This window comes from Streptomyces sp. NPDC046712 (genome assembly GCF_040645695.1).
In the GTDB taxonomy this organism is placed as follows: domain Bacteria; phylum Actinomycetota; class Actinomycetes; order Streptomycetales; family Streptomycetaceae; genus Streptomyces.
The window spans coordinates 196,964-222,017 of the sequence record NZ_JBEYYW010000010.1 but is presented as its reverse complement, the minus strand read 5'-3'; the positions used below and the strand labels follow the sequence as shown (position 1 = coordinate 222,017).

Below are 25,054 nucleotides of genomic sequence, written 5' to 3'. Positions count from 1 at the left end.
ATGCGACGTGATCTGACCGCGCTCTTCGACCCGGCCTCCGTCGCCGTCGTCGGCGCCAGCGACGACCCCGCCAAGTACGGCCACGCGGTGGCCTCCCAGGCCCTGCGGGCCCCCGGCCGACGCCCCGTGCACCTGGTGAACCGGCGCGGCGGCACCGTGCTCGGCCGGACCGCCGCCACGTCGCTCGCCGAGATCGGCGAGCCCGTCGAGCTGGTGGTGATCTCCGTGCCCGGCGCCGGCTTCGAGGCCGCCGTGGACGACGCCCTGGCGTGCGGCGCGAAGGCCGTCGTCGCGATCACCGCCGGCTTCGCGGAGGCCGGTGCCGCGGGACTGGCACGGCAGCGGGCGGTCGCCGAGCGCGTCCGGGCCGCCGGGGCCGTCCTCGTCGGGCCCAACTGCCTGGGCATCGCCGACAACACCACCGAGCTGTACCTCGCCTCGGACCGGTTCGCGCCCGGCGGTGTCGCCCTGCTGAGCCAGAGCGGCAACCTCGCCCTCGAACTCCAGCTCCGCGGGACTCCGCACGGCCTGGGCTTCTCCCGCTTCGTCTCGCTCGGCAACCAGGCCGACGTCACCCTCGTCGACCTCGTCGAGGACTGCGCCTGGCACGAGGGCACCTCGGCCATCGCCGTGTACGCCGAGGACTTCGGCGACGGCCGGGCGTTCGCGCGGGCCGCCGCCACCGCGGGCAAGCCCGTGGTCCTGCTGACCGCCGGCCGGGGCAGCGCCTCCGCCCGCAGCGCCCAGTCGCACACCGGGGCGCTCACCTCCTCCGCCGACGTCGTGGCCGCCGCCTGCCGCGACGCGGGCGTGGAACTGGTCCGTACGCCACGCGAGATGACGGTCGTCCTGGCCGCCCTGAGCGCCGGGCCGGGTCGGCGGACGCAGGAACCGCGGACGCACGAACCGCGGACGCACGAACCGCGGACGCAGGGACGGCGGACCGCGGTCTTCACCGATGGCGGCGGCCACGGTGCCGTCGCCGCCGACGCGGCCGAGGAGGCGGGGCTCGTCGTGCCGGAACTCGGCGCCCCGACCCAGGAGCGGCTGCGGACCGTGCTCTGGGAGCAGTCCGCGGTCGGCAACCCGGTCGACCTCGCCGGCATGGGCGAGCAGCGCCCCCTCTCGTACGCCGACGCGGTCGGTGGGCTCCTCGGCGCCGACGAGGTGGATGCCGTGCTGATGACGGGCTACTTCGGGGGCTATGCCGCCTCCGAAGGCGGCCTCGGCGGCGGCCCGGCCGGTGGCTCCGTGCTCGCGGAGGGCGAGACGCGGGCCGCGAAGGAGATCGTCGGGCATCTGGCCTCGGCGCCGAAGCCGCTGGTCGTGCAGTCGATGTATCCGCAGTCACCGAGCTGTCGGGTGCTGGCGGAGGCGGGCGTGCCGGTGTTCTCGGCCACCGAGGACGCCGCCCGCGCGCTGGTGGCGATGACCGGCCGGGGCGCCGCCGGGCCCACCGGTGTACCCCCGCTGCCGCCCGCCGCCGTCCCGCTGCGGGACCCGGGCTACCACGGAATACGGGCGCTGCTCGCGGCGGCCGGGGTGCCGTTCCCGCCCGCGCGCGAGGTCACCGACGAGGCCGGACTGCTCGCCGCGGCCGGGGAGTTCGACGGCCCCTACGTATTGAAGGCACTCCACCTCCTGCACAAGTCCGACGCGGGCGGCGTGGCGCTGCGCCTGGCCGACCGGGACGCCCTGCTCGCCGCGTACCGGGACATGCACGCCCGGCTCGGCGCGCCGGCCTACTCGGTCGAGGCGATGGCCGACCTCACGGACGGCATCGAGCTGATCGTGGGCGTGAACCACGACCCCCGGTTCGGGCCGGTGGCCATGGTCGGGCTCGGCGGAGTCCTCACCGAGACGCTGCGGGACGTCGCCTTCTCGCTGGCGCCCGTGCCGGCCGAGCGGGCCGAGGCCCTGCTGCGCGGCCTGCGAACCGCCCCGCTCCTCGCGGGCGTACGCGGCCGGCCGGCCGTCGACGTGACCGCCGCGGCCGCCGTGATCGAGCGCATCACCACCGTGGCCGCCGCGCATCCGGAGATCGCCGAGATCGAGGTCAATCCGCTGCTGGTCCGTCCGGACGGCGCCCTGGCCCTGGACGCCCGGGCCGTCCTGCACTGATCCGCCCCGCCCCCACCATCCGGAGGAGACACCATGGACTTCCGTTACACCCCCGAGCAGGCCGAACTGAAGGCCCGCGCCGCCGCCTACGCACAGCTCCTGATGAGGTACGAGGACCAGTCCGAGGAGGCGGGCGGCCCGCTGCCCGCCGACACCGTACGGGAACTGACCCGGGCCGCCGTCGACGCCGGCGTCTACGCCATCAACATGCCCGCCGAGTGGGGCGGTGCCGGTCTGTCCCTGCTGGACCAGGTCATCGTCGAGGAGGAGTTCGGCAAGGTCACCAACTGCCTCTGGGACATCCCCTGGCGGCCCGCGAACGTCCTCGCGTACGGCACCGAGGCCCAGCGCGAGAAGTACCTGATCCCCGTCATCCGGGGCGAGCGCTTCGACGCGTTCGCGGTGACCGAGCCCGGGGCCGGGTCGGACCCCGGCTCGGGTACGAGCACCGCGACCCGCACCGAGGGCGGCTGGCTGCTGAACGGCGAGAAGTGGTTCGTCACCTGCGGCGACATCGCCGACTTCCTGCTGGTGCAGGCCGATGCGGGCCCGGAGCGGGCCGCGACCCTGTTCTTCGTCGACAAGCAGGCGCCCGGGGTCGAGATGACGCGCGTCCCGCGGTTCATGCACTCCGCGGTGAACGGGCACCCCGAGTTCACCTTCGCCGACGTCTTCGTCCCCGACGAGGACGTGCTCGGCGGGGTCGGCAACGGCTACGAGCTGACCAAGGAGTGGTTCACCGACGAGCGGCTGATGATCGCCGCCCGGACGGTCGGCGCCGCCGAACGGGCTCTGGAACTCGCCCGTGGCTGGGCGGTCGAACGCCGTCAGTTCGGCTCCCCCATCGCCGACTTCCAGCTGATCCAGGGCATGCTCGCCGACTGCGCGGTCGACATCGCCGTGAACCGCGCGTACACCCACCAGGTCGCCTGGGAGGCGGACCAGCCGGGCACCGACCGCAAGACGCTGCACGCCAAGGCGTCGACGGCGAAGCTCGCGGCGAGTGAGGCCGCCGGGCGGGTGATCGACCGGTGCGTGCAGATCTTCGGCGGGCGCGGCTACGACCGCTCGTACCCCGTGGAGCGCATGTACCGCGAGCTGCGGGTCGACCGCATCTGGGAGGGAACCTCCGAGATCCAGCGCCTGATCATCGCCAACGAGCTCATCAAGCGCGGCACCCGGGCGCTCGCCCTGCCCACCACCGTCTGAAGCCCCTTCCCCACTCCCGTCTGAAGCCCCTTCCCCACTCCCGTCTGAAGCCCCTCCCCCCGTCTGAAGCCCCTCCCCCACCCCCCGTCTGAAGCCACCTTCCCCACCCCGATCCGGAGGAGTCACCCGCATGGACTTCCGTCTCACCGCCCGTCAGGAAGAGCTCAGGAGCGCGGCCCGCGAGCTGACCGGGTTCATCATGAAGTACGAGCTCGACTGCGAGGAGAACAACGGCCTGCCGCCGCAGGCCCACACCGAGATCCGCGACGCCGTGCTCGACAGCGGCCTGCAGGCCGTCAACATGCCGGTGGAGTGGGGCGGCGCCGGCCTCACCATCCTGGAGCAGGTCACCGTCCAGGCGGAGCTCGGGCGGCTCACCGGCGCGCTGTGGGACATGGTGTGGCGCCCGGCCAACGCCCTGTCGTTCTGCACCCCCGAGCAGCGCGAGCGGTACCTCGTCCCCGTGATCCACGGGCGGCGCCGCGACTGCTACGCGGTGAGCGAGCCGGAGGCCGGCTCGGACCCGCAGAGCCTGAGGACCACGGCGACCCGGACCAGCGGCGGCTGGGTGCTGAACGGCGAGAAGTGGTTCGTCACGGTCGGCGACCACGCCGACTTCATGATCGTGCTCGCGGCGGCCGGCGAGGAGCGGGCACCCACCCTGTTCCTCGTGGACAAGGACACACCGGGTGTGGAGATGACCCGGGTGCCCCGCTGGATGCACACCTTCGTCTACGAGCACCCCGAGTTCACCTTCACCGATGTGCACGTGGGCGACGACGCGGTCCTCGGCGAGGTCGGCAACGGCTACGACATCACGCGCTCCTGGTTCACCGAGGAGCGTCTGATGATCGCCGCCCGCACCATCGGCGCGGCCGAACGCACCCTCGAACTCGCCCGTGACTGGGCGGTCGAACGCCGCCAGTTCGGCTCCCCCATCGCCGACTTCCAGCTGATCCAGGGCATGCTCGCCGACAGCGCGGTCGACATCGCCGTCAACCGCGCCTACACCCACCAGGTCGCCTGGGAGGTCGACGAGGGTCTGGTCGACCGGAAGACCCTGCACGCCAAGGCGGCGATCGCCAAGCTCGCGGCGAGCGAGGCCTCCGGCCGTGTCGTCGACCGCTGCCTGCAGATCTTCGGCGGGCGCGGCTACGACCGCTCGTACCCCGTCGAGCGGCTCTACCGCGAGCTGCGGGTCGACCGCATCTGGGAAGGCACCTCCGAGATCCAGCGCCTGATCGTCGCGGGCGAACTCGTCAAGCGCGGTACGGGCGTCCTGCAGATGCCGGCCGCCGTCCGGGGCGCGGAGGACCGGTGAGCGACGTCGAGCGGGTCGGGGTGGTGGGCTGCGGCCTGATGGGCTCCGGCATCGCCGAGGTCTGCGCCCGCGCGGGCCGGGACGTCGTGGTGGTGGAGGCGAGCGGGGCGGCGGCGGAGGCCGGCCGGGAACGGATCACCCGCTCCCTGGCACGGGCCGCGGCCGCCGGGAAGCTCACCGCCGCCGAGCGGGAGGCCGGGGCCGGCCGGATCACGGTGACCACCGACATCGGACGGATGGCGGACCGGGACCTCGTCGTGGAGGCGGTGGCGGAGGACGAGCGGGCGAAACTTGAGGTCTTCGCCCGGCTCGACGCGGCCGTGGAGCGCCGGGACGCCGTCCTGGCGACGAACACCTCCTCCATCCCGGTCGTCCGGCTGGCGGCCGCCACCTCGCGGCCGGCCCAGGTGATCGGTCTCCACTTCTTCAACCCCGTCCCGGTGCTCCCCCTCGTCGAGCTGGTGCCGTCCCTGCTCACCGGCGACGAAACGGTCCGGCGCGCGCAGGAGTTCGCCTCCGGCGTCCTGGGCAAGCGGGTCGTCCGCGCCCAGGACCGGGCGGGGTTCGTGGTGAACGCGCTGCTGGTGCCGTACCTGCTGGCCGCGGTGCGGATGGCCGAGTCCGGCACCGCGTCGGCCGAGGACATCGACCGGGGCATGACCCTGGGCTGCGCCCATCCGCTCGGGCCGCTCGCCCTGGCCGACCTCATCGGTCTCGACACGGTCCGGGCCATCGCGCAGTCGATGTACGCGGAGTACCACGAGCCGTTGTACGCCCCGCCGCCGCTGCTCGCGCGGATGGTGGACGCGGGCCTGCTCGGCCGCAAGACGGGACGGGGGTTCCACACGTATCCCTGATCGCCGCCCCCGGACGGAGGGAGTCCGGGGGCGGAATACGCAAGGATGATGGACAGGTGGGCCCGGCAGCCAGGCCCACCCGCCCGCGCCGCGGGCGCCGAAACGGGGAGTAGCCAACGTGACCAAGGCCGAGCGCGCACTCGAGACGCGGGAGCGGATCCTGAAGGCCGCGTGCGAAGTGATCGCCGAGATCGGCTTCGAGAACATCAGCATGCGTAAGGTCGCCGAGCACGCGGGCGTCTCGAAGGCCTTGCTGCACTACCACTTCGACACCCGTGAAAAGCTCTTCGCCGAGGCGATGACGCACTCCTTCGCCCAGACCGGTGCGGACACCGAGGCCGATGCCGACTCGGTCCCGGCCGCCGTGCTGCTGGCCCGCATCCTGCGCAGCATGCTGCCGACGGACGAGGAACTCCGCCAGGACTGGAAGCTCTGGCAGGAGCTGTGGGTACGCGCGCAGCGCGACCGGGCGGCGCGTCACCTCGCCGTCGACCTGTACGACCAGCTGCACACCTGGGTCGCCGGCGCCGTCGAACGAGGCATCGCCTCGGGTGAGTTCAAGGAGTGCGACGTCACCGCGCTCAGCACCTTGGTGCTGGCGCTCTGCGACGGGCTCGGCATTCGCGTGATGCTGGACGACCCCAGGGTCGACCTGGCGACGGCCCGCTCGACGATCTGGGCGACCATCGCCCCCGCCCTCGGGATCGACCCGGAGTTCCCGGAGATCTGAGCAGGGGCGTCGGGTGCGTCGGCCCGCCCGGTCCGCGCAGACCGGCGCCGCCTGCGCCGGGGCTGGTGCCCGTACGCCTGCCGCAGTGAGCACGGCCGTCGCCGTCACGGCACCACAGCCGGGCGGCGATCGGGGCGACGGCCGTCAGCAGTCGGTGGCGACCGTGGGGGCCGCCGTCTTCGTCAGGGCGCGCAGGTCGGTGAGTATCTGGGCGTCCGTTCCTTCCAGGGCGGACAGCGCGCTGTTCCAGCGGACCAGAGCCGCCTGTTCGTCGCCCAGCGCCGTCAGCACGTGCCCGGACTCGTACGCGGCGAGGCCCAGTCCGTAGGAGTCGCCGCGCGCGGTGGCTTCCTGGAGCAGTGCGGTGCAGGCTTCCTCGGCCTGTGCGAGGCGGCCAAGCCCCCGCAGGGCCTGGGCCCGGCCCAGTCGCGTCTCCCGCTCCGCGTTCCAGTGCGCCCCGTTGGACGCCATGACGCGCAGCGCCTCCTCGAAGCTCCGCAGGGCCCGGGCGGGCTCGCCGAGGAACAGGTGGGCGCGGCCCGTGTTGCACAGGGCGACCTGCTCGATCACGGCGCTCCCGGCCTGCCGGGCGAGTTCCCTGCTGCGCAGATGGTACGAGAGGGCCGAGCGCAGGTCGGTGAGTTCGGCCACGTACCCCTGGTGCCCGAGGAGCATCGCTTCCTCGGCGGGTGTGAGGTGGTCGGGGCGCAGTGCGAGACACCGCGCCAGCGTCGCCCGGGCCTCGGCGCCCCGGCCGAGTTCCCGCAGCAGCGCGGCCCGGTTGCCGAGGTGACGCATCCGGGCCAGGTCGTCGGCGACGTGCTCACTGAGTTCCACGGCTTCGTCCAGAAGCAGCAGCGCCTGTCGGACGCGACCGGCCGAGTAGTGCGCGGAGGCGAGTTGGCCCAGCGCCCGTCCCTCGGCCGCGGTGTTGCCGCTGGACCTGGCGAGGGTGATGGCGTGGCGTGTCAGCCGTTCGAGGTCCCGCACCCGGCCACGGTCGTGCAGGTAGGGGAACAAGGCGTTGATCAGGTCCAGGGTGCGGGTCGGGCCCAGCCGTCCGTACGCGCCGGAGCCGGCCAGGAAGAGCAGGTTCGGCGCTTCCGTGTCACCCCAGGCGAGCGCCGCGGCCGCATCGGGGGGCTCAGGAAGCCAGGGGTCCGGCCGCAGGGCCGCGGCGCATCGGGCGAGCCGCTCCTGGTACCAGCGCAGCGACCGTTCGGCGGCTTCGGCACTCGCCGCCTGCTCCGCCGGCCGGCCGGCCAGTTCCCGGGCGAAGTCGCGGACCAGGTCGTGCGGGGCGTAGCGGCCCCAGCTCACCTCCTGGAGCAGCGCCACCTCCGCCAGGCGGTCCAGGACCTCCTCCGCGCGCCGCTCGGTGGAGTCCAGGGCGGTCGCCATCAGCGGTGCCCCGTACTCGGGCAGGTCCAGCGCACCGATGAGGACCAGGGCCGCGGCGGCGTCACCGTCACGTGGTTCGCCCGAGCCCAGGAGCGCCTCATGGGCCGCCATCAGGGAGCGGCGGACGCTGAGGTCTTCCAGTTCGAGGTGGTCCAGGCGTTCCTCCTGCCGGGCGAGGCGTTCCACCAGCTTCTCCACCGGAAGGGTCCGCCGGCTCCTGAGACGGGCCGCGGAGACCCGTAGCGCAAGGGGCAGGTGGCCGCACAGGTCGACGAGCCTGGCGACCGGTCCGGCGTCGGCCGCGGCCCAGGACCGGCCCGAGGCCCGCTCCAGCAGGAGCGCGCCCTCCTGCGGTGAGAGCGGTTCGAGGCGGATGTGCGTGGCGGCTTCCAGGGTGGCCAGCGGCTGTCTGCCGGTCAGCAGGACGGCGCAGCCGGCGCCGGCCGGCAGCAGGGGACGTACCTGGCTCACCGAGGCCGCGTCGTCCAGGACGAGCAGCGTGCGGGTGGGGGCGAGGATGGAGCGCAGCAGGGCGGAGGCGGCGGCCGTGTCGCACGGGATCCGCCGTGCGTCGACCCCGAGGCCGCGCAGGAGAACGGCGAGGGCGTCCGCGGGTTCGAGGGGGGCCACGCCGGGTGTGGCCCGGTGCAGGTTGAGGTAGAGCTGGCCGTCGGGGAACGCGTGCCGGAGCTGTTCCGCGACGTGCAGGGCGAGGCCCGTCTTGCCCACGCCCGGCATTCCGCTGATCACGGCGAGTGCGGTGCGGCTGCGCTCGGACTCCAGCTCCGCTCGGATCTCGGCGACGTGTTCGGCACGGCCGACGAACCCGGTGGGCGGTGCGGGCAGTTGCGCCGGGCGCGGGGGCGATCCCGCCGAGGGGGTCCGCGGGGTGGCGGAGGGCTTGCCGTGCGGTACGGCGGCGGCGGTGCGGAGCACCTCCTGGTGGGCGTCCTGGACGGCCGGACCGGGCTCCACCCCGAGTTCCTCGACCAGGGTCCTGCGCAGGGACCGGAAGAGTGCGAGCGCTTCGGCCTGGCGGTCCGTGCGGCCGAGGACGAGTATCAGCTGGCGGTGGAGCGTCTCCCGGAACGGATGTTCCTTGACCAGCACGCCCAGTTCGGCGGCGAGCCCGTCGAGGCGGTCGAGGTGCAGAAGGGCCTCGAAGCGGCATTCGAGCGCCTGCAGCCGCTGCTCCCGCAGGAAGGTCACGACGGGATGGTCGGCGAGCGCGGGCACGTCGGCGAAGGGAGCGCCGCGCCACAGCTCCAGGGCGGCACCGGCGTCCCGTTCGGCCGCCTCCCAGTCCTCCCGGTTGCGGGCCTCCTGCGCCCGGCGTACCCGGTCCTCGAACACGTCGCGGTCCAACTCGCCCTCACCGACCCGGATCTGGAGCCCGTGAGTCATGGTGCGCAGGCGTGTGCCGCCGGCGTCGCGGAGTCTGCGCCGCAGCCGGGCGACGTGGTTGTGCAGCGAGGAGGTGGCCGTCGGCGGCGGGTCCTCGCCCCACAGCGCCGCCATGACCGTGTCCAGCGGCACCGTGCGGTTCGGCTCCAGCAGCAGTACGGCGAGCAGCGCGCGGGGCTTCGATCCTCCGACGGCGACGGACACGCCGTCGTCGTCGACGGTCGTCAGTGACCCCAGTACCGCGAACCTCACTGACACTCCCCCGCGTCGGACGCCGGACCTCATCTTCGTTCAGTGGCGGGCCGGGATCAAAGCGCGTCACATCATCGCCGTTGGCGGCGTGTTGGCGTGCTGTTGGGGGCGGTCGCCACCATGCGTGTCCCGCAGGCCGAGAGAGGGTTGGTGCACATGTCGACACGCCTGATACGGACGACGCTGGTGGGCGTCACAGCGATCGCAGCGGCGAGCACGGCCATGCTGACGACGCCCGCGGCCGCGGCCGAGCCCACGGTGGCCGCCGCGGAGACGCGGGAGTCGGGGCACGCTGCCACCCGGGCCGCCATGGACGCGGCGGTCGCCGCGGGCGTCCCCGGCATCGTCGCGGAGGTACGCGACACCCGCGGGGTGTGGAAGAGCACCGCGGGCGTCGCCGACCTGGCCACGCAGCAGCCCCGAGGCAACGGCGACCGGTTCCGCGCGGGAAGCGTCACCAAGACGCTGGTGGCGACCGTCATGCTCCAGCTCCAGGCGGAAGGGAAGGTCGACCTCGATGCCACGGTCGACCACTATCTGCCCGGCATGGTGCGGGGGAACGGCCACGACGGCACGAAGATCACGGTCCGTCAGCTGATGAACCACACGAGCGGCATCTTCAACTTCACCGAGGACGCGGCGTTCTCCAAGAAGGTGCTGGGCATCGACTTCCTCGAGTCCCGTTACGACGACTGGACTCCGCAGCAGGTCATCGCGCTCGCCCTGCAGAACCCGCCCCAGTTCGAGCCCGGCACGTCCTGGAAGTACTCCAACACCAATTACCTCCTGGTGGGGCTGATCATCGAGAAGGTGACCGGCAGGCCCTACGCCGTGGAGCTCGAGCGGCGCATCATCAGGCCGCTCGCGATGCGCGCCACGTACTTCCCCGGCAGCGACCCGCACGTCGCCGCGCCCACCAGGCACTACTCCACCTTCACGGAGGACCCGGGGAAGATCTACGACGTGACCGAGCTCAACCCGTCCTGGGCCTGGGCGGCGGGCGAGATGGTGACCAACTCCTCCGACCTCAACCGCTTCTACACGGCCCTCTTCGGCGGCAGGCTGCTGCGCCCCGCCCAGCTCGGGCAGATGACGACCACGGTGGCGACCGAGGGCAACCTGCCGCGCCAGCGCTACGGCCTGGGCCTCATCGAGTACGAGACGAGCTGCGGGATCAAGGTCTGGGGCCACTCCGGCGGTATCCACGGCTCGTCGACGCAGGCCTTCGGCACCAAGGACGGCCGGCACATGATCGCCCTGAACTTCAACGGCGACTGGGTCGGGGGCGGCAAGAACGTCGTCTCGGCCGAGTTCTGCCCGCCCGGGACGGCGCCCGCGTCCGGGACCGTGCCGGCGTCGCCACCGCCGTCGGCGACCGCGGCCCCGCACCGACCGGGCGCCCGGTAGCCGGGATCGGTCGATCGTCAGGTCCGGCCGAGTCGGTCCAGAGCGGAGACGACCGGCGCGACTCCGTCTTCGCTCCGGATGCGCTCGGACAGCGCCTGCGCGCGCCGGCGGTGGAGTGGCTCGCCGGTCGCCTCCCGCAGAGCGGCGGTCAGGGTCGCCGACGTGAGGGTGCGGAGGGGGATCGATCGGGGAGCGACGCCGACCGCGACCAGCCGCGAGGCCCAGAACGAGGCGTCGAACTGAACCGGCACGGGCACGGCGGGGACCCCGGCACGCAGGCCCGCGGCGGTGGTGCCGGCACCGGCGTGGTGGACGATGGCGGCCATCTCGGGAAAGAGCAGGGAGTGGGGCACGTCGTCGATGGTGATGACGTCGTCGCCGTCGGCGTGCAGTCCGCCCCAGCCGCGCTGGATCACGCCACGGAGCCCGGCTGCGCGAAGGGCGCGCACCACGGCGCGGCTGAGACGCTCGGGTTCGGGCACGGTGGCGCTGCCGAGGCCGACGAAGACCGGCGGCGGTCCGGAGTCCAGGAAGTCCCGCAGCCGGGCCGGCAGCTCGGCCTGCGGCGGGTCGTGCGGCCACCAGTAGCCCGTGATGTCCAGTCCGGGACGCCAGTCGCGCGGTCGGGGCACGACCAGCGGGCTGAAGCCGTGGAGGACCGGCCACCCCCGTTCTCGTGCCCTGCGGGCGGTGTACGAGCCTGTCGGGGGCAGGCCGAGTCGGCTCCGCAGCTCACGAGCGGCGCCGGCGAAGATGTGGTCGATGGCGGCGTTGACCGCATGCCCGGCCAGCCGGTTCCCGGTCGCTCCCCACGAACGGGTTCCGGTCAGGGGCGGCGCGAACTCCCTTGTCGGGGCGAGAGGTTGGAGGAAGACGCCCATGCTGGGCAGCCCCAGGCCCTGTGCGATGGTGTGCCCCAGCGGCCCCAACGAGCTGGAGACCAGCACGACATCGCTCGTCTGCGCGGCCTGCAGCAGATCGTCGGACATCCGGCCGACCACCGCTCTGGCCATGCCGACGAGATGAGCCAGTTTCCCCACGTCGGTGACGCTGCGCTGCATGGTCCGGCCCCGCGCGGAGGCCAACTCCGCTCGCGGATCGACGGGGAGCGGGTGGAATCCGAGGCCGGCGGAGGCCGCGAGCGGGGCGAAGCACGCGTGGCTGACCAGCGTCACCTCGTGCCCCGCCCGCATCAGCCCGTACCCGAGCCCGGTGTACGGCGCCACGTCCCCACGTGACCCGGCTGTCATCACCGCTACCCTCATGGCCGCAGTATCCCGCCCGTCGGCGACCGACCGTGTCCGGCGCACCGTTTTTCGCTCGTCGGGGTCCCATCGCCCTCCAGGGCGGGCATCATCGAAGGTGGGGAGACCGCCGACGAGGAGTGGCGATGAGGCTGTCGTTCCTTGAGCCCCTCTACGCAGAGCCGGGCCCGTACGCCTCCGTGTATCTGGACACCTCCCGGGACGTCGAGCATCCCGAGCGGGCGATCGCGCTGCGCTGGGGGCGGCTGCGCGAGAGCCTGTCCCGTCAGGGCGCCGACCGGGAGCTGCTGACCGCGCTGGAGGAGGTGGTCGGCACCGACACGGAGGTTCCGGGGGTGCACGGGCAGGCCGTGTTCGCCGCCCACGGCACGCTCGTCCTGGACGGGGAGCTGCCCAGGCCGCCCGAGCACGACTCCGCGCGGTACAGCACCCTGCCGGACGCGATGCCCCTGGTCACCCAGCATGTGCCGGAGATCCCGTACATGGCCGTGGTCGTCCACTACGGCGGCCTGCCGACCGCCGAGACCCACGGCTGGGTGACGCTCGAGGCGGAGACCGGCACCTGGCCCACGTCCACCGTCACCCCGGGTGAGCGGCTGCACCGCAGGGTGGCGGTGGCGACCTGGCACCGCACCTGCCTCCGGCTCGGCCACCGGCTGGACGAACGCGCGCGGCGCGCCCATGCCGACGCCGTCGTCGTGGGCGGGGACGACTGGGCGTGCAACGTACTGGTCCGCCGTCTGCCGCACACGCTGCGCGACAAGGTCGTACGGGTGGGCGGCCCGACCCCCACGGACACGAGACGCGCCCTGTTGGAGTCGCAGCTCGACGCTGTCTTCCGCGGCCACATGGCCGCGCACGACCGGGAACTCGTGGACATCTTCATCGGTCGGCGTGCCCTGGGCGGGCCCGTGGCGGAGGGTCCGGCCGCCACCGTCGCCGCCCTCCAGCGCGGCCAGGTCGCGGCGCTGCTGCTGAACCGGCCGCCCGGGTCCGACCTGCGGCTCTGGGTCGGCTCGCAGCCCACCCAGCTCGCCCTGACCGAGGCGGAGCTGACGTCCTTCGGCGTGCGGGCCCCGCGTGAGGAACGCGCCGACGAGGCCCTCGTCCGGGCCCTCGTCGGCACCGGTGCCGAGCTGGTGGTCGTACCGGAGAGCGAACTGAGACTGGACGAGGGCGTGGGTGCCCTGCTGCGGTACGCCGACCCCGGGACCCCGTCCTAGCGACGGATGAGGCACATGGACAGGAACGGGCGCGGGGAACGGAACCGCGCCACGACCGGGACCGCCGCCACGGCCCAGTGGTCCGATGGCACGTGAAGGGACCCCCGAGGACCTGGTCCGCGCGGCCCGCGTCGTGGGCGTGACGGACGAGCGTCTCCTCGATGCCGTACGGAGCATCCCCCGGGCGGACTTCGTCCCGGAGCACGAGATGGCGTCCGCGTACTGGGACACGCCCGTTCCGCTCCCCCACGGGCAGGTGACCACCCAGCCCTCGCTGATCGCCATGATGATCTCCGCGCTCGGCCTGACCGGAGACGAACAGGTCCTGGAGGTGGGGACCGGGTACGGCTGGCAGACCGCGCTGCTGGCCCGCCTGGCCGCGTACGTCGTCAGTGTCGAGCTCCGTCCCGACCTGGTCGACGAGGCCCGCCTGCGGCTGGCCGGGCACGGCGTCGGCAACACCGAGGTCGTCGTCGGCGACGGGACTCTCGGGGTGCCGAGCCGTGCCCCGTACGACGCCGTCATCGTCTGCGCGGCGTTTCCGCAGGTGCCGGAGCCGCTGGTGGAGCAGCTCCGCACCGGCGGCCGGCTCGTCCAGCCGATCGGGCCGGGCGGGCGGGAGCGCGTCGAACTGTACGAGCGGCGGGCCGGCGGCCTGGTGCACCGCAGGACGGTCACCGCGGCCCGGTTCGTGCGGCTGTACGGCGCCCACGGTTACGACGACCCGCCCGGCCGGTGGTGACGCGCTCAGCGCTGGTAGGTCCCGACCAGGGTGCCGGAGGCCAGCTCCCTCCCCTTCAGGGCACGGTGCACGTCCTCGACGCCCGGGCGGTCGTGCAGGGGCAGCGGCTCGGACAGGGCGTACAGGCGGAAGAAGTAGCGGTGCTGCCCGTGCCCGGGGGGAGGCATCGGTCCTCCCCAGCCGGCGCGCCCGAAGTCGTTGGGCCAGGGCAGGCCGCCATGGGGCTTCTGGCCCTCCGCCACCTCGGTGGTCGCCGGATCGATGCCGGTGACCAGCCAGTGCAGGAAGGTCGTTCCCGGCGCGTCCGGGTCCTCGCACAGGAGCACCAGCTCCGTGGCCTCGTCGGGCACTCCGGACCAGGTCAGGGGCGGTGAGATGTTCTCTCCCTCCCCGCTGTACCGGCGGGGGATCACCGTTCCGTCGTCGAACGCGGTGCTGCTGAGTTCAATTCCGCTCATGCGCGCCGCCCTACCCGCATCGGAGGCACCGGCACCGGTCCGCGCCACGAAACCCCCGTTCGGCCGAGCCCGCCCGCCCCGCGCCGGAGGCCGGGGGGAAGATGGCGGTGTGCCGACAAGGATCCTGATCGAGGGCCGCCCCGGCGCGGGCAAGACGACCGCCCTCCGCCGGCTGGCCGCGCTGCTTCCCACCGGCGCGGCCACCGGCTTCACCACGGAGGAGATCCGGCGATCCGGCGCCCGAACCGGTTTCGCCCTGGAGACCCTGGCGGGCCTGCGTGAGGTGCTCGCCCATGTCGACCTGCCCGGCCCGCCGCGGGTGGGGAAGTACGGCGTCGACCTGGGCGTCATGGAACGACTGGCGCTGCCGTCGCTCGGGCCGGCGGCCAACGGGGAGGCGACGGGGCGGCTGGTGCTCATCGACGAGCTGGGGCGGATGGAACTGGCGTCCACGGCGTTCCGTGACGCGGTCGACGCGCTGTTCGTCGCGGAGGTCGATGTCGTCGCCACGGTCCACGCACACCGCGATCCGTTCACCGACGCCCTCAAGCAGCGCGCCGACATCGAGGTCGTCCACCTCACCCCGGCCAACCGGGACACGCTGCCCGAAGAGCTCGCGACCCGCCTGGACCGACCCCGGCCGGCCTGAACTGCAGGCGTGGTTCAGTGACGCCGTCCGGCCCGAGGGCGCAGCACACCGACGTGAGCGGATCGGGCGCACACCATCACTGAGAGGGTCTGTCCCGCCCGACGGCACAGCGGCTTGTCGCGGCCTCATTCGAAGTTGTCCCGCGCCAGGCGGAGTGCCAGCTCCTGGAGGATCAGTTCGGTGTGGGGCCCGGAGCCCGCTCGGTCGTACGCGTCGGCGACCGCCTCGAAGGCGAGGATGAAGCCGTTGACCAGCGCGCTCAGGGGTTCGGCGAGCTGGGAGAGCACCGCCAGGCTGACGTCTTCCGCGCTCGCCTCCGCCGGCACGGCGAAGTGCCCTGGGATCACCTCGCCGAGCAGGTCCGATGCGACGCTCTCGTCGACCCCGCCCCGCAGGGCCGTGAGCGCCGCGATGGCCTTGAGTTTGATCTCGTTCTCCGTCACGCCGAAAGCCTAGGAGGCGGCGGGGGCGCGACGGCGTCGACGCCGCGCTCCACACCCGGAGCCTGCCCCACTCGCCGCGCATGAGGCCCGGGGAGCGGGGCATGCGCACGTGTGCGGGGCACTGATCACGTACGAGAACGGAGAGACGCCATGACCGAGCCGACGCCCGGACCTGGTCCGGAGACCCCTGATCCCGTCCCTTCCGAACCTGACGCCGTGCCCCGCGACCCGGATCACGAGGCCCCGGATCCCCGACACCCCCACGATCCGGTCGAGAGCCCGCCGGACGCCCCATCCGACCGCCCGCTTCCGGAGCCGCCGGACTGACCCCGCCCACTCTGCGGAGGCCGCTACGAGGTACTGGCACCCGAGCCGGGGAGGGCTACCCTCGCCCCCTGGCCGTGCGGCCGCGCAGCACGCCGAACGCGAGTCCCGTGGCCCCCGCAGCCGCCCCCACCACGGTGCGATGCCGTGCCAGAGCGGCGTAGGGAGAATGCTCCGCCGCCTCGGTGTCGAAGACGCCGTGCGCCCCGTAGTCGCGACCGCCCGGGCCGTCCAGGGGCTCCCAGAGGTTGTACGGCGCCGCCGGGTTCGTGGGTTCGTCGGTCTGCTGGTCCCGGTATCCGGTCCGTGCGAGACGGTGGTCGACGAGCACGGAGGCGACCCGATGCGCGAGGACCGCGGCGGCGGTCGACGCCCCCACGCGGTACTCCCTGCGGCGGGGATGCCGTGCGGCGTGCACAACGGCCCGGGCGGCCACCTCGGGTTGGTAGACCGGGGCCACCGGCCGGGGCCGGTGCGGCAGGCGGGAAAGCGCCCATGAGTACTGGGGGGTGTTCACGGCGGGCAGCTGGACCACCGTGACGGCCACGTCGCTGCGTTGGTGCAGCAGTTCCAGCCGCACGGAGGCGCTGAATCCGTTGATCGCGTGCTTGGCCCCGCAGTAGGCGGCCTGGAGCGGCACCGACACCTCGCCGAGCGCCGAGCCGACCTGGACGATGGCCCCGGCATTGCGCGGCAGCATGTACCGCAGGGCGGCGCGTGTTCCGTTGACGCAGCCGAGGTACGTCACGTCCGTCACCCGGGCGTACTCGTCCGCGCTCACATGGGAGAACGGGGCGTACACCGAGGCGAACGCGTTGTTCACCCACACGTCGATGGGGCCGAGGGTGTGCTCCACCAGTTCGGCGGCCTCTTCCACACGGGCGGACCGCGCCATGTCGACCGGTACCGCGAGGGCCCGACCGCCCGCCCGCTCGACATCCTCGGCCGCGGCGTCGAGACCGACCCGGCCGCGAGCGAGCAGCGCCACGCTCGCGCCTTCACCGGCGAAGGCCCGGGCCACGGCGCGGCCCACCCCGGCACTCGCGCCGGTGACCACGACCGTGCGGCCCGCCATCGACGCGCTGTGCCGCCGCCTGCACCGGGCCAGCAGCAGCCCCTCCAGGAAGGAGACGACGTCGGATGGCTTCATCATGGCAACGCTCCCGCTCCGTCTGCTTCCCGCGGCCGGGCGCCTACCCCTCCGCCGCGCCGGCAACCGCGCCGAGGGCTGCATCGCGGCGTATCAGGCGGCAAGGGCCTTGATCAGCTCGTCCCTCGTCATGGTGGAGCGCCCCCGTACGTGCGCGGCGGCAGCCTTCTCGTGGAGCTCGGACTCGGTGAGGTCCCGAAGGCCGTGGTCCTTGCGGGTGCTGTGGTCCTTGCGGGTTCTGCGGGACGGGCCGTCTGACCAGCCCGAACGACAGGGTTCCCGACCACACCGGTCGTGCTATGACCACCACCGCCTCACGGAGCGGTCTCGCTCCCGAGCGCGTACCCCCGCCCCCGGGGGACAACCGTTCTCACTCCTCAGGTCGGCCGCCGTTGTCCGGATGGCGGAGGCAGGAGGCGACGACCACGAAGGGCCACGCGGACTGAACACATGTCACGAAGCGTTCGGCCACACCGGCGGGCCCGTGACGGTTGATCTCGATCAGGAACCAGACCGCGCCGAGGCCCATCAGAGCGGTCGCCGCCAACGACGGCAGGGGTCGGAGTCCCCATGGTGCGGATCCGTCGCGGTCGGCGGCCAGAACCGGCCACACAGCAAGGAGGGCGAAGCCGATCGCGGCGACGGAACCGTGGCGCAGGGAACCTCCACTGCTCGGCACCGGCAGGAACGCCACCACCAACGCCGCCACACCGCCGGCGGCCAGCGCCACGCGTCCGGCGAGCGCGGCCGGGCGCAGCCCCCAGGCGGTCAGCAGGTGGCAGGCGCCCAGCGCGAGCAGTGCTCCCGTCATCACCCAGAATCCCGCGGCTCCGTAGGCCGCCAGGACGCTGATCGTCTGATTGATGGGATCGTAGGCGGGCCCCTCCAGATATTGCGCGGTCGCCCAGCCCGCGGCGAGCAGGACCGGGGCGCACCCTGACGAGAGAAGTGCCCATCTGGGAACGGGTCGCATCAGGCCACGGTAGAGCGTGGGTCGGGCGCCTCCCGGCAGCGGCGGTTCTCCGGGGCGTCGCCCGCCCGGAAGCGGCGCCCGCCCGGAAGCGGCGATACCCCGATACGCCACGCCGCGCGCATCGCGTCATGCGGCTCGGATGCCGAGGTGGCGCAGGGCGGATGCCGCCGCTCCGGCGCCGCACATGCCGTGGGCCCCGGGGCCCGGCGGGGCGGCGGCCGAGCAAAGGAACACGCCGGGCAGGCCGGTGGAGTACGGGTCGAGCGCCGGCCGGGCGCCGAGGAGGAGTTGGGGGACGGTCTTGGCTCCCGTGAGGATGTCGCCGCCCGCGAAGTTGGCGTTGGCGCCCGCGAAGTCGGCCGGTCGGGTGACCCGTAGGCCCAGGACGCGTTCGCGCACGCCGGGGGCCCATCGTTCCAGCTGCCGCAGGATCGCTTCGGTGGCGTCGCCGTCGTAGCCGTACGGAACATGGGCGTACGTCCAGACGGGGTGGACATCGCCGGCGGACCGCGAGGGGTCCGCCAGGTACTGCTGGCCGACCAGCACGAAGGGACGCTCCGGCATCCGGCCGGCCGCCACGTCCTTCTCCGCCCGCACCACGTCCGCGAGCGGCCCGCCGAGGTGCACGGTGCCGGCGCGCCGTGCGGGCTCGTTCGTCCAGGGCACGCCGCCCTCGACGGCCAGGTCGACCTTGAAGGCGCCCGGGCCGCGGCGGAAGCGCCGGTAGGCGGTACGCACGCGGGGTGGCAGCCGGTCGCCGTAGACGGCGGCGATCTGGCCGGGGTCGAGATCGAGAAGGGTCACGTCTGCGGGCGGGATCTGCGCGGCGTCGGTGATGCGCACGCCGGTGTGGATCACGCCGCCGTGCTCGCGCAGCGCGCTCTCCAGACCGCGGACGATGGACTGCGAGCCGCCTTCGGCGACGGCCCATCCCGCGGCGTGGCCGGCGGCGAGGATGCCGAGTCCGATCGCCGAGCTGAACGGGTGGGACAGCGGACGGAAGGCGTGGGCCGCGACGCCGGCCCACAGGGCCCGTGCCCGGGGGGTGGTGAAGAGGCGGGCCAGGACGGCGGCGGGCAGGGGGGTCGGCAGGCCGAAGCGCGCGAGGAGCAGCGGGTGGGACGGGATCCGCAGCAGGGGTCCCATCACGTCCTCGGCGAGTGCGTCCCAGTGGCGCGCCGACGGTTCGACGAGCGCGCGGTAGCGCCTGCCGTCCGCGCCGAGGCCGCGGGCGGTCTCCTCGACGGAGCGCAGCAGCACTCCGGCGCTCCCGTCGTCGAGCGGGTGCACGCAGTCGATGTCCGGAAGCCGCCAGCGCAGCCCGTGGCGTTCGAGGTCGAGCGACCGCAGCGCGGGCGAGGTGACGGCCATGGGATGGACGGCCGAGCAGTGGTCGTGCAGCAGTCCGGGCAGGATGGCCTCGTGACTGCGGATGCCCCCGCCGACCTCGTCCGCGGCTTCGAGGAGGGTGACCCGCAGCCCCGCTATCGCGAGCAGCGCCGCGCCGGCGAGCCCGTTGGGCCCGCCGCCCACGACGACGGCGGACGTCACGACGCCGTGCCCGGGGGAGACAGGACCCGCAGCTCACGCCTCACTGGCAGCTCACGCCTCACTGGCAGCTCACGCCTCACGCCCGGCTCAGGTCTGCAGGACGACGACGGCCTCGTCCGTGTACGTCAGGAAGGTCAGGGTCTCCTGGAAGTACAGGTCGATGCCGTTCGCGTCGTGTGCGGTGTAGCCGATCGCCAGGTCCTGACCGAGGAGGAGCTCGAAGTCGCCCCCTCGCGTGGACAGGACGAACGCGCCGCTCAGCGCGGGTGCCCAGATCGGGTCGCCGCCGAGGATCCGGCCCAGGTGCGCCGCGATGGGGTAGCCGTGGTCGGAGGTCTCGCTGACCGCGGTGTACGCGTCGGCGCCGAGCAGAAGCGCGTACGGCCCGTCGACACCGGCCAGGCGCAGCGACGTCAGGGCCCTGCTGATCGCGTCGGGGTAGTCGCGCGGCTCAGCGGGCAGGCGCACCTCCGGGTTGGACGCCCGCGTCCGCAGCCCCTCGATGCCCGCCGCCGCGTACCCGTCGAAGACGGCCCGGTCCTCCGCGAAGGCCATGGCGCGTGCCGCGTCCTTCACGGGCTGCCAGTCGGAGTCCTGCGAGCCGCGTTCGACGTCGTCCACGGCGGCCCTGCTCACGGTGAACGGGACGCGGAGCTCGACCAGTGGCCGCGCCTCGCGCAGCCGCGCGGTGACACCGGGGGCGGGCGACTGGATCTCGGACAGGTGTCCGGTACCGGCGGCGGCGAGCCCCGGGCCCGCCGGGTCGGGTACGTCGACGACGCGGCGCCCCGCGACATGGCGCCGGAAGGTGCGGCGGGCCTCCTCCTCGATCTCGGCCCAGGCCGCGGGGGTGATCGGGGCGAGTTCCCGGTGCAGGTTGTCGGGGACGGCGGGGTTCGTCATGACGCTCGGGCTCCTTTCAGACTGCCGATGCCCAGCGAGTCGCCGTGGTGGTCCGCCGCGGAGGACGGGGCGGGGAGGTCGCCGAGGAGGTCGGCACTGGGCACGAAGAAGAGGCCGCCGGTCACGGCCGTGGAGAAGTCGAGGATGCGGTCGGTCACGCCCGGCGGGTCGCCCAGGAACATGTTGCGCAGCATCCGCTCGGTCACCGCGGGGGTCCGCGCGTACCCGATGAAGTACGTGCCGAACTCTCCACGGCCGACCTGGCCGAACGGCATGTTCTCGCGCACGATCTTCTGTTCGGTGCCGTCGTCGTCGACGATCGTGTTGAGCGTGACATGGGAGTCGGCCGGCTGAACGTCGTCGGAGAGTTCCACGTTCGTCGACTTGGTGCGGCCGATGACGTGTTCCTGTTGTTCGACGGTGAGTGCCTGCCAGGCGGCCATGTCGTGGAGGTACTTCTGCACGACGACGTAACTGCCGCCGTTGAACGGCGGATCGTCGTCGGTCACGAACACGGCCTCGGCCGCCGCGCCGCCTTCCGGGTTCTCTGTGCCGTCGACGAAGCCGAGGAGGTCGCGCTCGTCGAAGTACTTGAAGCCGTGCACCTCGTCGACGACGGTCACGGCGGGGCCGAGTGTGTCGACGATGAGCCGGGCCAGTTCGAAGCAGAGGTCCATGCTGCGGGCGCGCAGGTGGAAGAGGAGATCGCCCGGTGTGGCAGGCGCCTGGTGACGGGGGCCGCGCAGCGGGGTGAAGGGGTGGAGCTCGCGCGGGCGAGGCCCGCCGACGAGGCGGTCCCATCCATCGGACCCGATGCCCGCGACACAGGTGAGCGCGTCGTCGGGCGACCGGAAGGCCACCGAGCGGGTCAGTCCGGCCAGATCGGCGAGTGTGTCCCGTACCTCGGCCTCTCGGCCGGGGGTCAGGACGGCCACCAGAAATACCGCTGCTCGCGGGGGCGGCACGACGACGGGCTGCGTGGTGACCATGCGACTCCCGGCAGACAATCTGTCACGAATGGCGGCACAGTGGACGGCGTCAGCGTATCCGCCCAGGGATCCGAACGCAGTCCGGCCCGGGGCGACCGTTCCCCTCTACCCCGATTCGTCGCGGACATTTCACCGAGGTCGGCCGGGCCGCTGCACGGCGGCGGCCGTCACGCGAGAGCGACGACCGCCTCGTGCGTGGCCGCGAGGGTTCCCGGGGTGATCCGCAGGTGGAGCGTGGAGCCCGTGGCGACCACCTGGACCGTCGGGTCCTTGGACTGCACGGACGAGACGGGGCGGTTCCAGGTGAGGTCGATCGTCGCACCGTCGCGCAGGGGGCCGGAGACGCAGACCGTCGCGGTGGTGCCGGACTCACGGATCAGTACGGACGCGGGGGCGCCGGCCGTGACGTCGCCGACCGTGCCGGCGAGCCAGAAATTGATTCCGGTGAAGCCCAGCGCGGGGACCCGGACGGCCTGCTGCTCATTGGTGTTGGTGAGGACGGTGAGCCAGTTCGGGTCGGCCGCGCGGGCGGCCGTCTGCGCCTGGCTCGCACCGGGCATCAGCACGTAGGAGTACGCGGCCCAGGTCGGGTCGGTGCCGTGGTCGAACCAGAGCGTCAGGTACCGGCGGGTGACCGGATCGGTCACGGCACCCTTGTTGATGTCCGACCAGGCTCCCGTGCGGGCCTCGCGCAGGGCCTTCAGTCCCGTGGCGCCGCCGGGGAAGACGTACCCCGCGTGTCCGGCGAGGTGTGCCCATCGGGCGCCGGTGAGGGTGGCGCTCCAGCCGAGCGCGGTGGGCTGGGCCGCGCCGTCGACGGTGAAGGCGTGGACACCGGTCTCACCGAGGTTGCGGTTCTCCACGACCGATTCGACGCCGGTGCCGTCGCGCCCGTGGATCCCGGAGCCCAGGCAGACGACCGCGTCGTCCAGGAAGAACCAGGACTTCTTGGCCAGGAGCGTGGAGGACAGCCCCTTGAGGTACTGCCCGACGGCCGCGTACGTGCCGTCGGTGGTCCCGCCGACCCAGCGCACGTCGGGCCTCGCCGCGCCCCAGACGCCGCCTTCGCCGTCGGCGAGCGGCTTGCGGGAGGCGGTGGTGCCGGGCAGCCGGTACGGATCGACGGTGGGCCAGAAGTGGTCGCTGTACTGCCCGTTGGCGAAGTCGTCGCCCCACCAGTAGAGCATTCCGGATCCGCTGTGCCAGGCGCGCAGGTTCTCGCCGTTGCCGTTCTCGTAGTACGTGATCCGTTTCGATGCCATGGAGAGCGCGGCCGCCCAGCCCGCGCGCCGGTGCACGGACCGGTCCATGCCGGGGAAGAGGCGGTGACCGGTCGGCTCTGGGCTCGCCGCGGTCGTCCCGTCCTCGACGGTCTTGAGGCGGGCGAGCGCGGAGACGCCGAGCGCGGGGCTGGCGAGCAGCGGGCTGTAGTAGTCGCGGGCGATCCAGCCCTTGACCATGGCGTCCCAGCGGGTCTTCTCCGCCGCCGACGCGCTCTGCGCGAGCAGGGCGACGCAGGCGATGATCGAGTGGCCCCGTAGGTGGTCGTCCTGGCGGACGCCCCTGGTGTCCGACTTCTGAATGCCACGGCTGATCGCCCGCCCGGAGACGGCGTCCATGGCGAGGCCGTTGAAGAGGAAGGGCGCGTACGCCTTCTCGACGGAGTCGAACACCACCTGGCGGGCGCTGTCGGTGACCTCCCAGGCCGAGCCCTTGAGCAGGGCGAACAGCATCGAGAGGCCGCCCAGCATGACGGCGCCGTACGAACCCGCGTAGGGAACGTAGGTGTGCTGGATGAAGCTCCCGTCGGCGTAGAGCCCGTCGCCGGACGTGACGTACGGGTAGACCGGCGAGAGCGCGTCACGGGCCAGCGACAGCTTCGCGGAGGACCTGCCGATGACGCCGCGCAGGGCGAGGACGCGGCACAGGTCGACCCGGTTGGCGCCGGTGGAGGTGCCGGTGTAGCTCGCGACGGCGCTGTCGGGGACGAAGTGGTCGACGGCGGCGCAGTGTTCGGCGATCCGGGCCGCGCCGAGGAACTCGTACAGGAGGACGTCGATGTCGAGCAGCGCCTGCGGGATGCCGATCTGCCAGCTGTACCAGTTGCCGTAGCGGGCCTGGGTCGCGTTGTAGGCCTGGTCGTGGAGATGGTCGAGTCCGGCGAGGATGTCGGACCGCAGCGCCGTGTCGCCGGTGAGGCCCGTGCCGGGCTGGGCGTACGCCTCGGCGAGGGTGCGCAGCCGGTTGTAACTGGTGTTGAGGTTCCCGGAGTACGTGTACGACTCGGCGTCGGTGTCCGGTTCCGGGTCCGCGTAGGGCAGGTCCGGCCAGAGCGAGCCGTTCGCCGGGGTCATGGCGGAGCGCAGGTCGCGGGCGGTGGCGCCGAGCTCGGCGAGCTTCGAGGCGAAGGGCTCGGCGGTCGGGACGACGTTCGTGCCGAGGAGCAGCTCCCGCCACGTCAGGCGCAGCGCGTCGTACGCGTCGGCGGCGTGCGCGGGTGTCGCGGCGAGGGGTGTCGCGAGCGGGGCGACAGCGGCGGCGGCCAGGGCAGCGCGCAGCAGACCGCGGCGGGACAGCAGGGAGGCGGGGACGGAGGAATGCATGGCGGAGCGGAACCTCCTGGCGGGGGGAGCGCCCGGCGGGGTCGGCGCTGTGGCCGACAGCATGCCCGGGACAGAAAGCGATTGCTACCCCCTGGAAGCCGAGACTCCAGGGGCCCGCGAGCGGAATCGGAGCGGGGCGCTCCGCGACCTCAGCCGTCAGCCAGTTCGCCGAGCAGCCGCCAGGTGCGACGCCGGTCCGCCTCACCGCCCAGATCCGTCGCCGTGAACACCACCTCCGTAGCCCCCGCCTCGCGGTAGCGCCGCACCTCCGCGGCGACGGTCTCCTCGTCACCGATCACCGCCAGATCGGCGGCCCGCGTGCCGCCGGAGAGTCCGATGACACGCTGATAGGAAGGTATCCGCTCGTACAGCGCCAGGGCCTCGCCGGCGGTCTGCCGTACGGCGTCGGCGTCGGCCGTGACCACGCCGGGCACGAGGGCCACGATGCGCGGGGCCGGCCGCCCCGCGGCCGCCGCCGCGGCGGTGAGGGTCGGGACGATGTGCTCCGCGAGAGCACGCGGACCGGCGAGGAACGGCAGGGCGCCGTCGGCGAGTTCACCGGTGACGCGGAGCGCCTGCGGGCCCATCGCGGCGACCAGGAGTGGTACCGGCGGTTGGGCGCCCGGCACCGCGGCGGGCAGCGGGGTCGTCGCGGTCAGCAGCTCTCCGTGGAAGTCGGCGTGGCCCGTTTCCAGCAACGGGCGCAGCGCGGTGAGGAACTCCCTCAGCAGGGCGATGGGGCGCTCGTACGGGATGCCGAACCCCTCCTCCGTCAGATGCCTGGTGCCGAGCGCCAGCCCGAGGTGGTACCGGCCGCCGGTGGCGGCCTGGGCGGTCTGCGCCTGGCTGGAGACGACGAGCGGATGGCGGCCGAAGACAGGGATCGCGGAGGTCCCGACCTCCAGTCCGGGCACCTCGCGCCCGACGATCGCGGCCAGCAGAGGAGAGTCGTACGCGAAGCTCTGCCCGAACCAGGCCGAGCGCAGGCCGGCGTCGCGGGCCTCACGCGCGAGCCGCACCGTGCTGTCGATCGAAAGCTGATGAGAGGTCGAGCTCAGTGTCACTCCGATGGTCATGCT

The 25,054-nt window shown here is 73.2% G+C and carries 20 protein-coding genes; 9 read left to right on the top strand and 11 right to left on the bottom strand.

The features are described from left to right. From ABZ939_RS16265 to ABZ939_RS16245, 5 genes are all read left to right on the top strand, one after another. A complete protein-coding gene (locus tag ABZ939_RS16265; RefSeq protein WP_361854495.1) occupies nt 1-2,121 on the top strand; it encodes an acetate--CoA ligase family protein in 2,121 nt (706 codons plus the stop codon). 33 nt (nt 2,122-2,154) lie between these two features. Beyond that, nucleotides 2,155-3,330 (top strand): acyl-CoA dehydrogenase family protein, encoded by a 1,176-nt coding sequence (locus tag ABZ939_RS16260; RefSeq protein ID WP_361854492.1) that lies wholly within the window; start codon nt 2,155-2,157, stop codon nt 3,328-3,330. Between the two features lie 130 nt (nt 3,331-3,460). Next, nucleotides 3,461-4,651, top strand: a complete 1,191-nt coding sequence (locus tag ABZ939_RS16255) for an acyl-CoA dehydrogenase family protein (RefSeq protein ID WP_361854489.1) — start codon at nt 3,461-3,463, stop codon at nt 4,649-4,651. Further along, nucleotides 4,648-5,508 (top strand): 3-hydroxybutyryl-CoA dehydrogenase, encoded by an 861-nt coding sequence (locus tag ABZ939_RS16250; RefSeq protein ID WP_361854486.1) that lies wholly within the window; start codon nt 4,648-4,650, stop codon nt 5,506-5,508. The genes ABZ939_RS16255 and ABZ939_RS16250 overlap by 4 nt, the downstream gene beginning before the upstream one ends. Before the next feature lie 118 nt (nt 5,509-5,626). Next, nucleotides 5,627-6,238 (top strand): TetR/AcrR family transcriptional regulator, encoded by a 612-nt coding sequence (locus ABZ939_RS16245; protein ID WP_361854483.1) that lies wholly within the window; start codon nt 5,627-5,629, stop codon nt 6,236-6,238. A 144-nt stretch (nt 6,239-6,382) separates the two neighbouring features. On the opposite strand, the gene ABZ939_RS16240 is transcribed toward ABZ939_RS16245, so the two are convergent. Next, a complete protein-coding gene (locus ABZ939_RS16240) occupies nt 6,383-9,295 on the bottom strand; it encodes a BTAD domain-containing putative transcriptional regulator (protein WP_361854480.1) in 2,913 nt (970 codons plus the stop codon). A gap of 156 nt (nt 9,296-9,451) precedes the next feature. On the opposite strand from ABZ939_RS16240, the gene ABZ939_RS16235 reads away from it, so the two are divergent. Beyond that, on the top strand, nt 9,452-10,702 hold the full coding sequence (locus ABZ939_RS16235; protein WP_361854477.1) for a serine hydrolase domain-containing protein: 1,251 nt from the start codon (nt 9,452-9,454) through the stop codon (nt 10,700-10,702). 17 nt (nt 10,703-10,719) lie between these two features. On the opposite strand, the gene ABZ939_RS16230 is transcribed toward ABZ939_RS16235, so the two are convergent. Then, nucleotides 10,720-11,952 (bottom strand): glycosyltransferase, encoded by a 1,233-nt coding sequence (locus ABZ939_RS16230; protein WP_361854474.1) that lies wholly within the window; start codon nt 11,950-11,952, stop codon nt 10,720-10,722. Between the two features lie 140 nt (nt 11,953-12,092). Between ABZ939_RS16230 and ABZ939_RS16225 the strand changes: the two genes are divergently transcribed. Together ABZ939_RS16225 and ABZ939_RS16220 are read left to right on the top strand one after the other, a co-directional pair. Beyond that, entirely contained in the window at nt 12,093-13,190 is a 1,098-nt protein-coding gene (locus tag ABZ939_RS16225) for a hypothetical protein (protein WP_361854472.1), read from the top strand. Between the two features lie 85 nt (nt 13,191-13,275). Further along, nucleotides 13,276-13,932 (top strand): protein-L-isoaspartate(D-aspartate) O-methyltransferase, encoded by a 657-nt coding sequence (locus ABZ939_RS16220; protein ID WP_361854469.1) that lies wholly within the window; start codon nt 13,276-13,278, stop codon nt 13,930-13,932. A 5-nt stretch (nt 13,933-13,937) separates the two neighbouring features. Here ABZ939_RS16220 and ABZ939_RS16215 read toward each other — a convergent pair whose 3' ends face one another. After that, a complete protein-coding gene (locus tag ABZ939_RS16215) occupies nt 13,938-14,390 on the bottom strand; it encodes a YbhB/YbcL family Raf kinase inhibitor-like protein (protein ID WP_361854466.1) in 453 nt (150 codons plus the stop codon). Between the two features lie 109 nt (nt 14,391-14,499). Between ABZ939_RS16215 and ABZ939_RS16210 the strand changes: the two genes are divergently transcribed. After that, complete coding sequence (locus tag ABZ939_RS16210) at nt 14,500-15,039, top strand: nucleoside-triphosphatase (RefSeq protein ID WP_361854463.1); 540 nt, start codon at nt 14,500-14,502, stop codon at nt 15,037-15,039. A gap of 125 nt (nt 15,040-15,164) precedes the next feature. Here ABZ939_RS16210 and ABZ939_RS16205 read toward each other — a convergent pair whose 3' ends face one another. The 8 genes from ABZ939_RS16205 to ABZ939_RS16170 form a co-directional block, all read right to left on the bottom strand. After that, complete coding sequence (locus tag ABZ939_RS16205; RefSeq protein WP_361854460.1) at nt 15,165-15,482, bottom strand: hypothetical protein; 318 nt, start codon at nt 15,480-15,482, stop codon at nt 15,165-15,167. 382 nt (nt 15,483-15,864) lie between these two features. Further along, entirely contained in the window at nt 15,865-16,881 is a 1,017-nt protein-coding gene (locus ABZ939_RS16200) for an SDR family oxidoreductase (RefSeq protein WP_361854607.1), read from the bottom strand. A 445-nt stretch (nt 16,882-17,326) separates the two neighbouring features. Continuing rightward, the gene (locus ABZ939_RS16195) at nt 17,327-17,929 is read right to left on the bottom strand and encodes a DUF998 domain-containing protein (protein WP_361854457.1); all 603 of its coding nucleotides are present in this window, start codon (nt 17,927-17,929) and stop codon (nt 17,327-17,329) included. Between the two features lie 126 nt (nt 17,930-18,055). Next, a complete protein-coding gene (locus tag ABZ939_RS16190; RefSeq protein ID WP_361854454.1) occupies nt 18,056-19,480 on the bottom strand; it encodes an NAD(P)/FAD-dependent oxidoreductase in 1,425 nt (474 codons plus the stop codon). An 87-nt stretch (nt 19,481-19,567) separates the two neighbouring features. Next, nucleotides 19,568-20,383 (bottom strand): family 1 encapsulin nanocompartment shell protein, encoded by an 816-nt coding sequence (locus tag ABZ939_RS16185; RefSeq protein WP_361854451.1) that lies wholly within the window; start codon nt 20,381-20,383, stop codon nt 19,568-19,570. Continuing rightward, nucleotides 20,380-21,372 carry a Dyp-type peroxidase gene (locus tag ABZ939_RS16180; RefSeq protein ID WP_361854448.1) on the bottom strand — a complete coding sequence of 331 codons (993 nt, stop codon included), beginning with the start codon at nt 21,370-21,372 and terminating at the stop codon, nt 20,380-20,382. The genes ABZ939_RS16185 and ABZ939_RS16180 overlap by 4 nt, the downstream gene beginning before the upstream one ends. 167 nt (nt 21,373-21,539) lie before the next feature. Then, a complete protein-coding gene (locus ABZ939_RS16175) occupies nt 21,540-23,975 on the bottom strand; it encodes a polysaccharide lyase 8 family protein (protein ID WP_361854445.1) in 2,436 nt (811 codons plus the stop codon). Nucleotides 23,976-24,124: 149 nt separating this feature from the next. Continuing rightward, nucleotides 24,125-25,051 carry an LLM class F420-dependent oxidoreductase gene (locus ABZ939_RS16170; RefSeq protein WP_361854442.1) on the bottom strand — a complete coding sequence of 309 codons (927 nt, stop codon included), beginning with the start codon at nt 25,049-25,051 and terminating at the stop codon, nt 24,125-24,127. Nucleotides 25,052-25,054: the final 3 nt, after the last annotated feature.

What these genes read in the sequence shown, in the direction of transcription:
- ABZ939_RS16265 (WP_361854495.1), top strand. Translation starts at nt 1, where the DNA reads ATGCGACGTGATCTGACCGCGCTCTTCGACCCGGCCTCCGTCGCCGTC.
- ABZ939_RS16260 (WP_361854492.1), top strand. Translation starts at nt 2,155, where the DNA reads ATGGACTTCCGTTACACCCCCGAGCAGGCCGAACTGAAGGCCCGCGCC.
- ABZ939_RS16255 (WP_361854489.1), top strand. Translation starts at nt 3,461, where the DNA reads ATGGACTTCCGTCTCACCGCCCGTCAGGAAGAGCTCAGGAGCGCGGCC.
- ABZ939_RS16235 (WP_361854477.1), top strand. Translation starts at nt 9,452, where the DNA reads ATGTCGACACGCCTGATACGGACGACGCTGGTGGGCGTCACAGCGATC.
- ABZ939_RS16230 (WP_361854474.1), bottom strand. Translation starts at nt 11,952, where the DNA reads ATGACAGCCGGGTCACGTGGGGACGTGGCGCCGTACACCGGGCTCGGG.
- ABZ939_RS16225 (WP_361854472.1), top strand. Translation starts at nt 12,093, where the DNA reads ATGAGGCTGTCGTTCCTTGAGCCCCTCTACGCAGAGCCGGGCCCGTAC.
- ABZ939_RS16220 (WP_361854469.1), top strand. Translation starts at nt 13,276, where the DNA reads ATGGCACGTGAAGGGACCCCCGAGGACCTGGTCCGCGCGGCCCGCGTC.
- ABZ939_RS16215 (WP_361854466.1), bottom strand. Translation starts at nt 14,390, where the DNA reads ATGAGCGGAATTGAACTCAGCAGCACCGCGTTCGACGACGGAACGGTG.
- ABZ939_RS16200 (WP_361854607.1), bottom strand. Translation starts at nt 16,881, where the DNA reads ATGGCGGGCCGCACGGTCGTGGTCACCGGCGCGAGTGCCGGGGTGGGC.
- ABZ939_RS16195 (WP_361854457.1), bottom strand. Translation starts at nt 17,929, where the DNA reads ATGCGACCCGTTCCCAGATGGGCACTTCTCTCGTCAGGGTGCGCCCCG.
- ABZ939_RS16185 (WP_361854451.1), bottom strand. Translation starts at nt 20,383, where the DNA reads ATGACGAACCCCGCCGTCCCCGACAACCTGCACCGGGAACTCGCCCCG.
- ABZ939_RS16180 (WP_361854448.1), bottom strand. Translation starts at nt 21,372, where the DNA reads ATGGTCACCACGCAGCCCGTCGTCGTGCCGCCCCCGCGAGCAGCGGTA.
- ABZ939_RS16175 (WP_361854445.1), bottom strand. Translation starts at nt 23,975, where the DNA reads ATGCATTCCTCCGTCCCCGCCTCCCTGCTGTCCCGCCGCGGTCTGCTG.
- ABZ939_RS16170 (WP_361854442.1), bottom strand. Translation starts at nt 25,051, where the DNA reads ATGACCATCGGAGTGACACTGAGCTCGACCTCTCATCAGCTTTCGATC.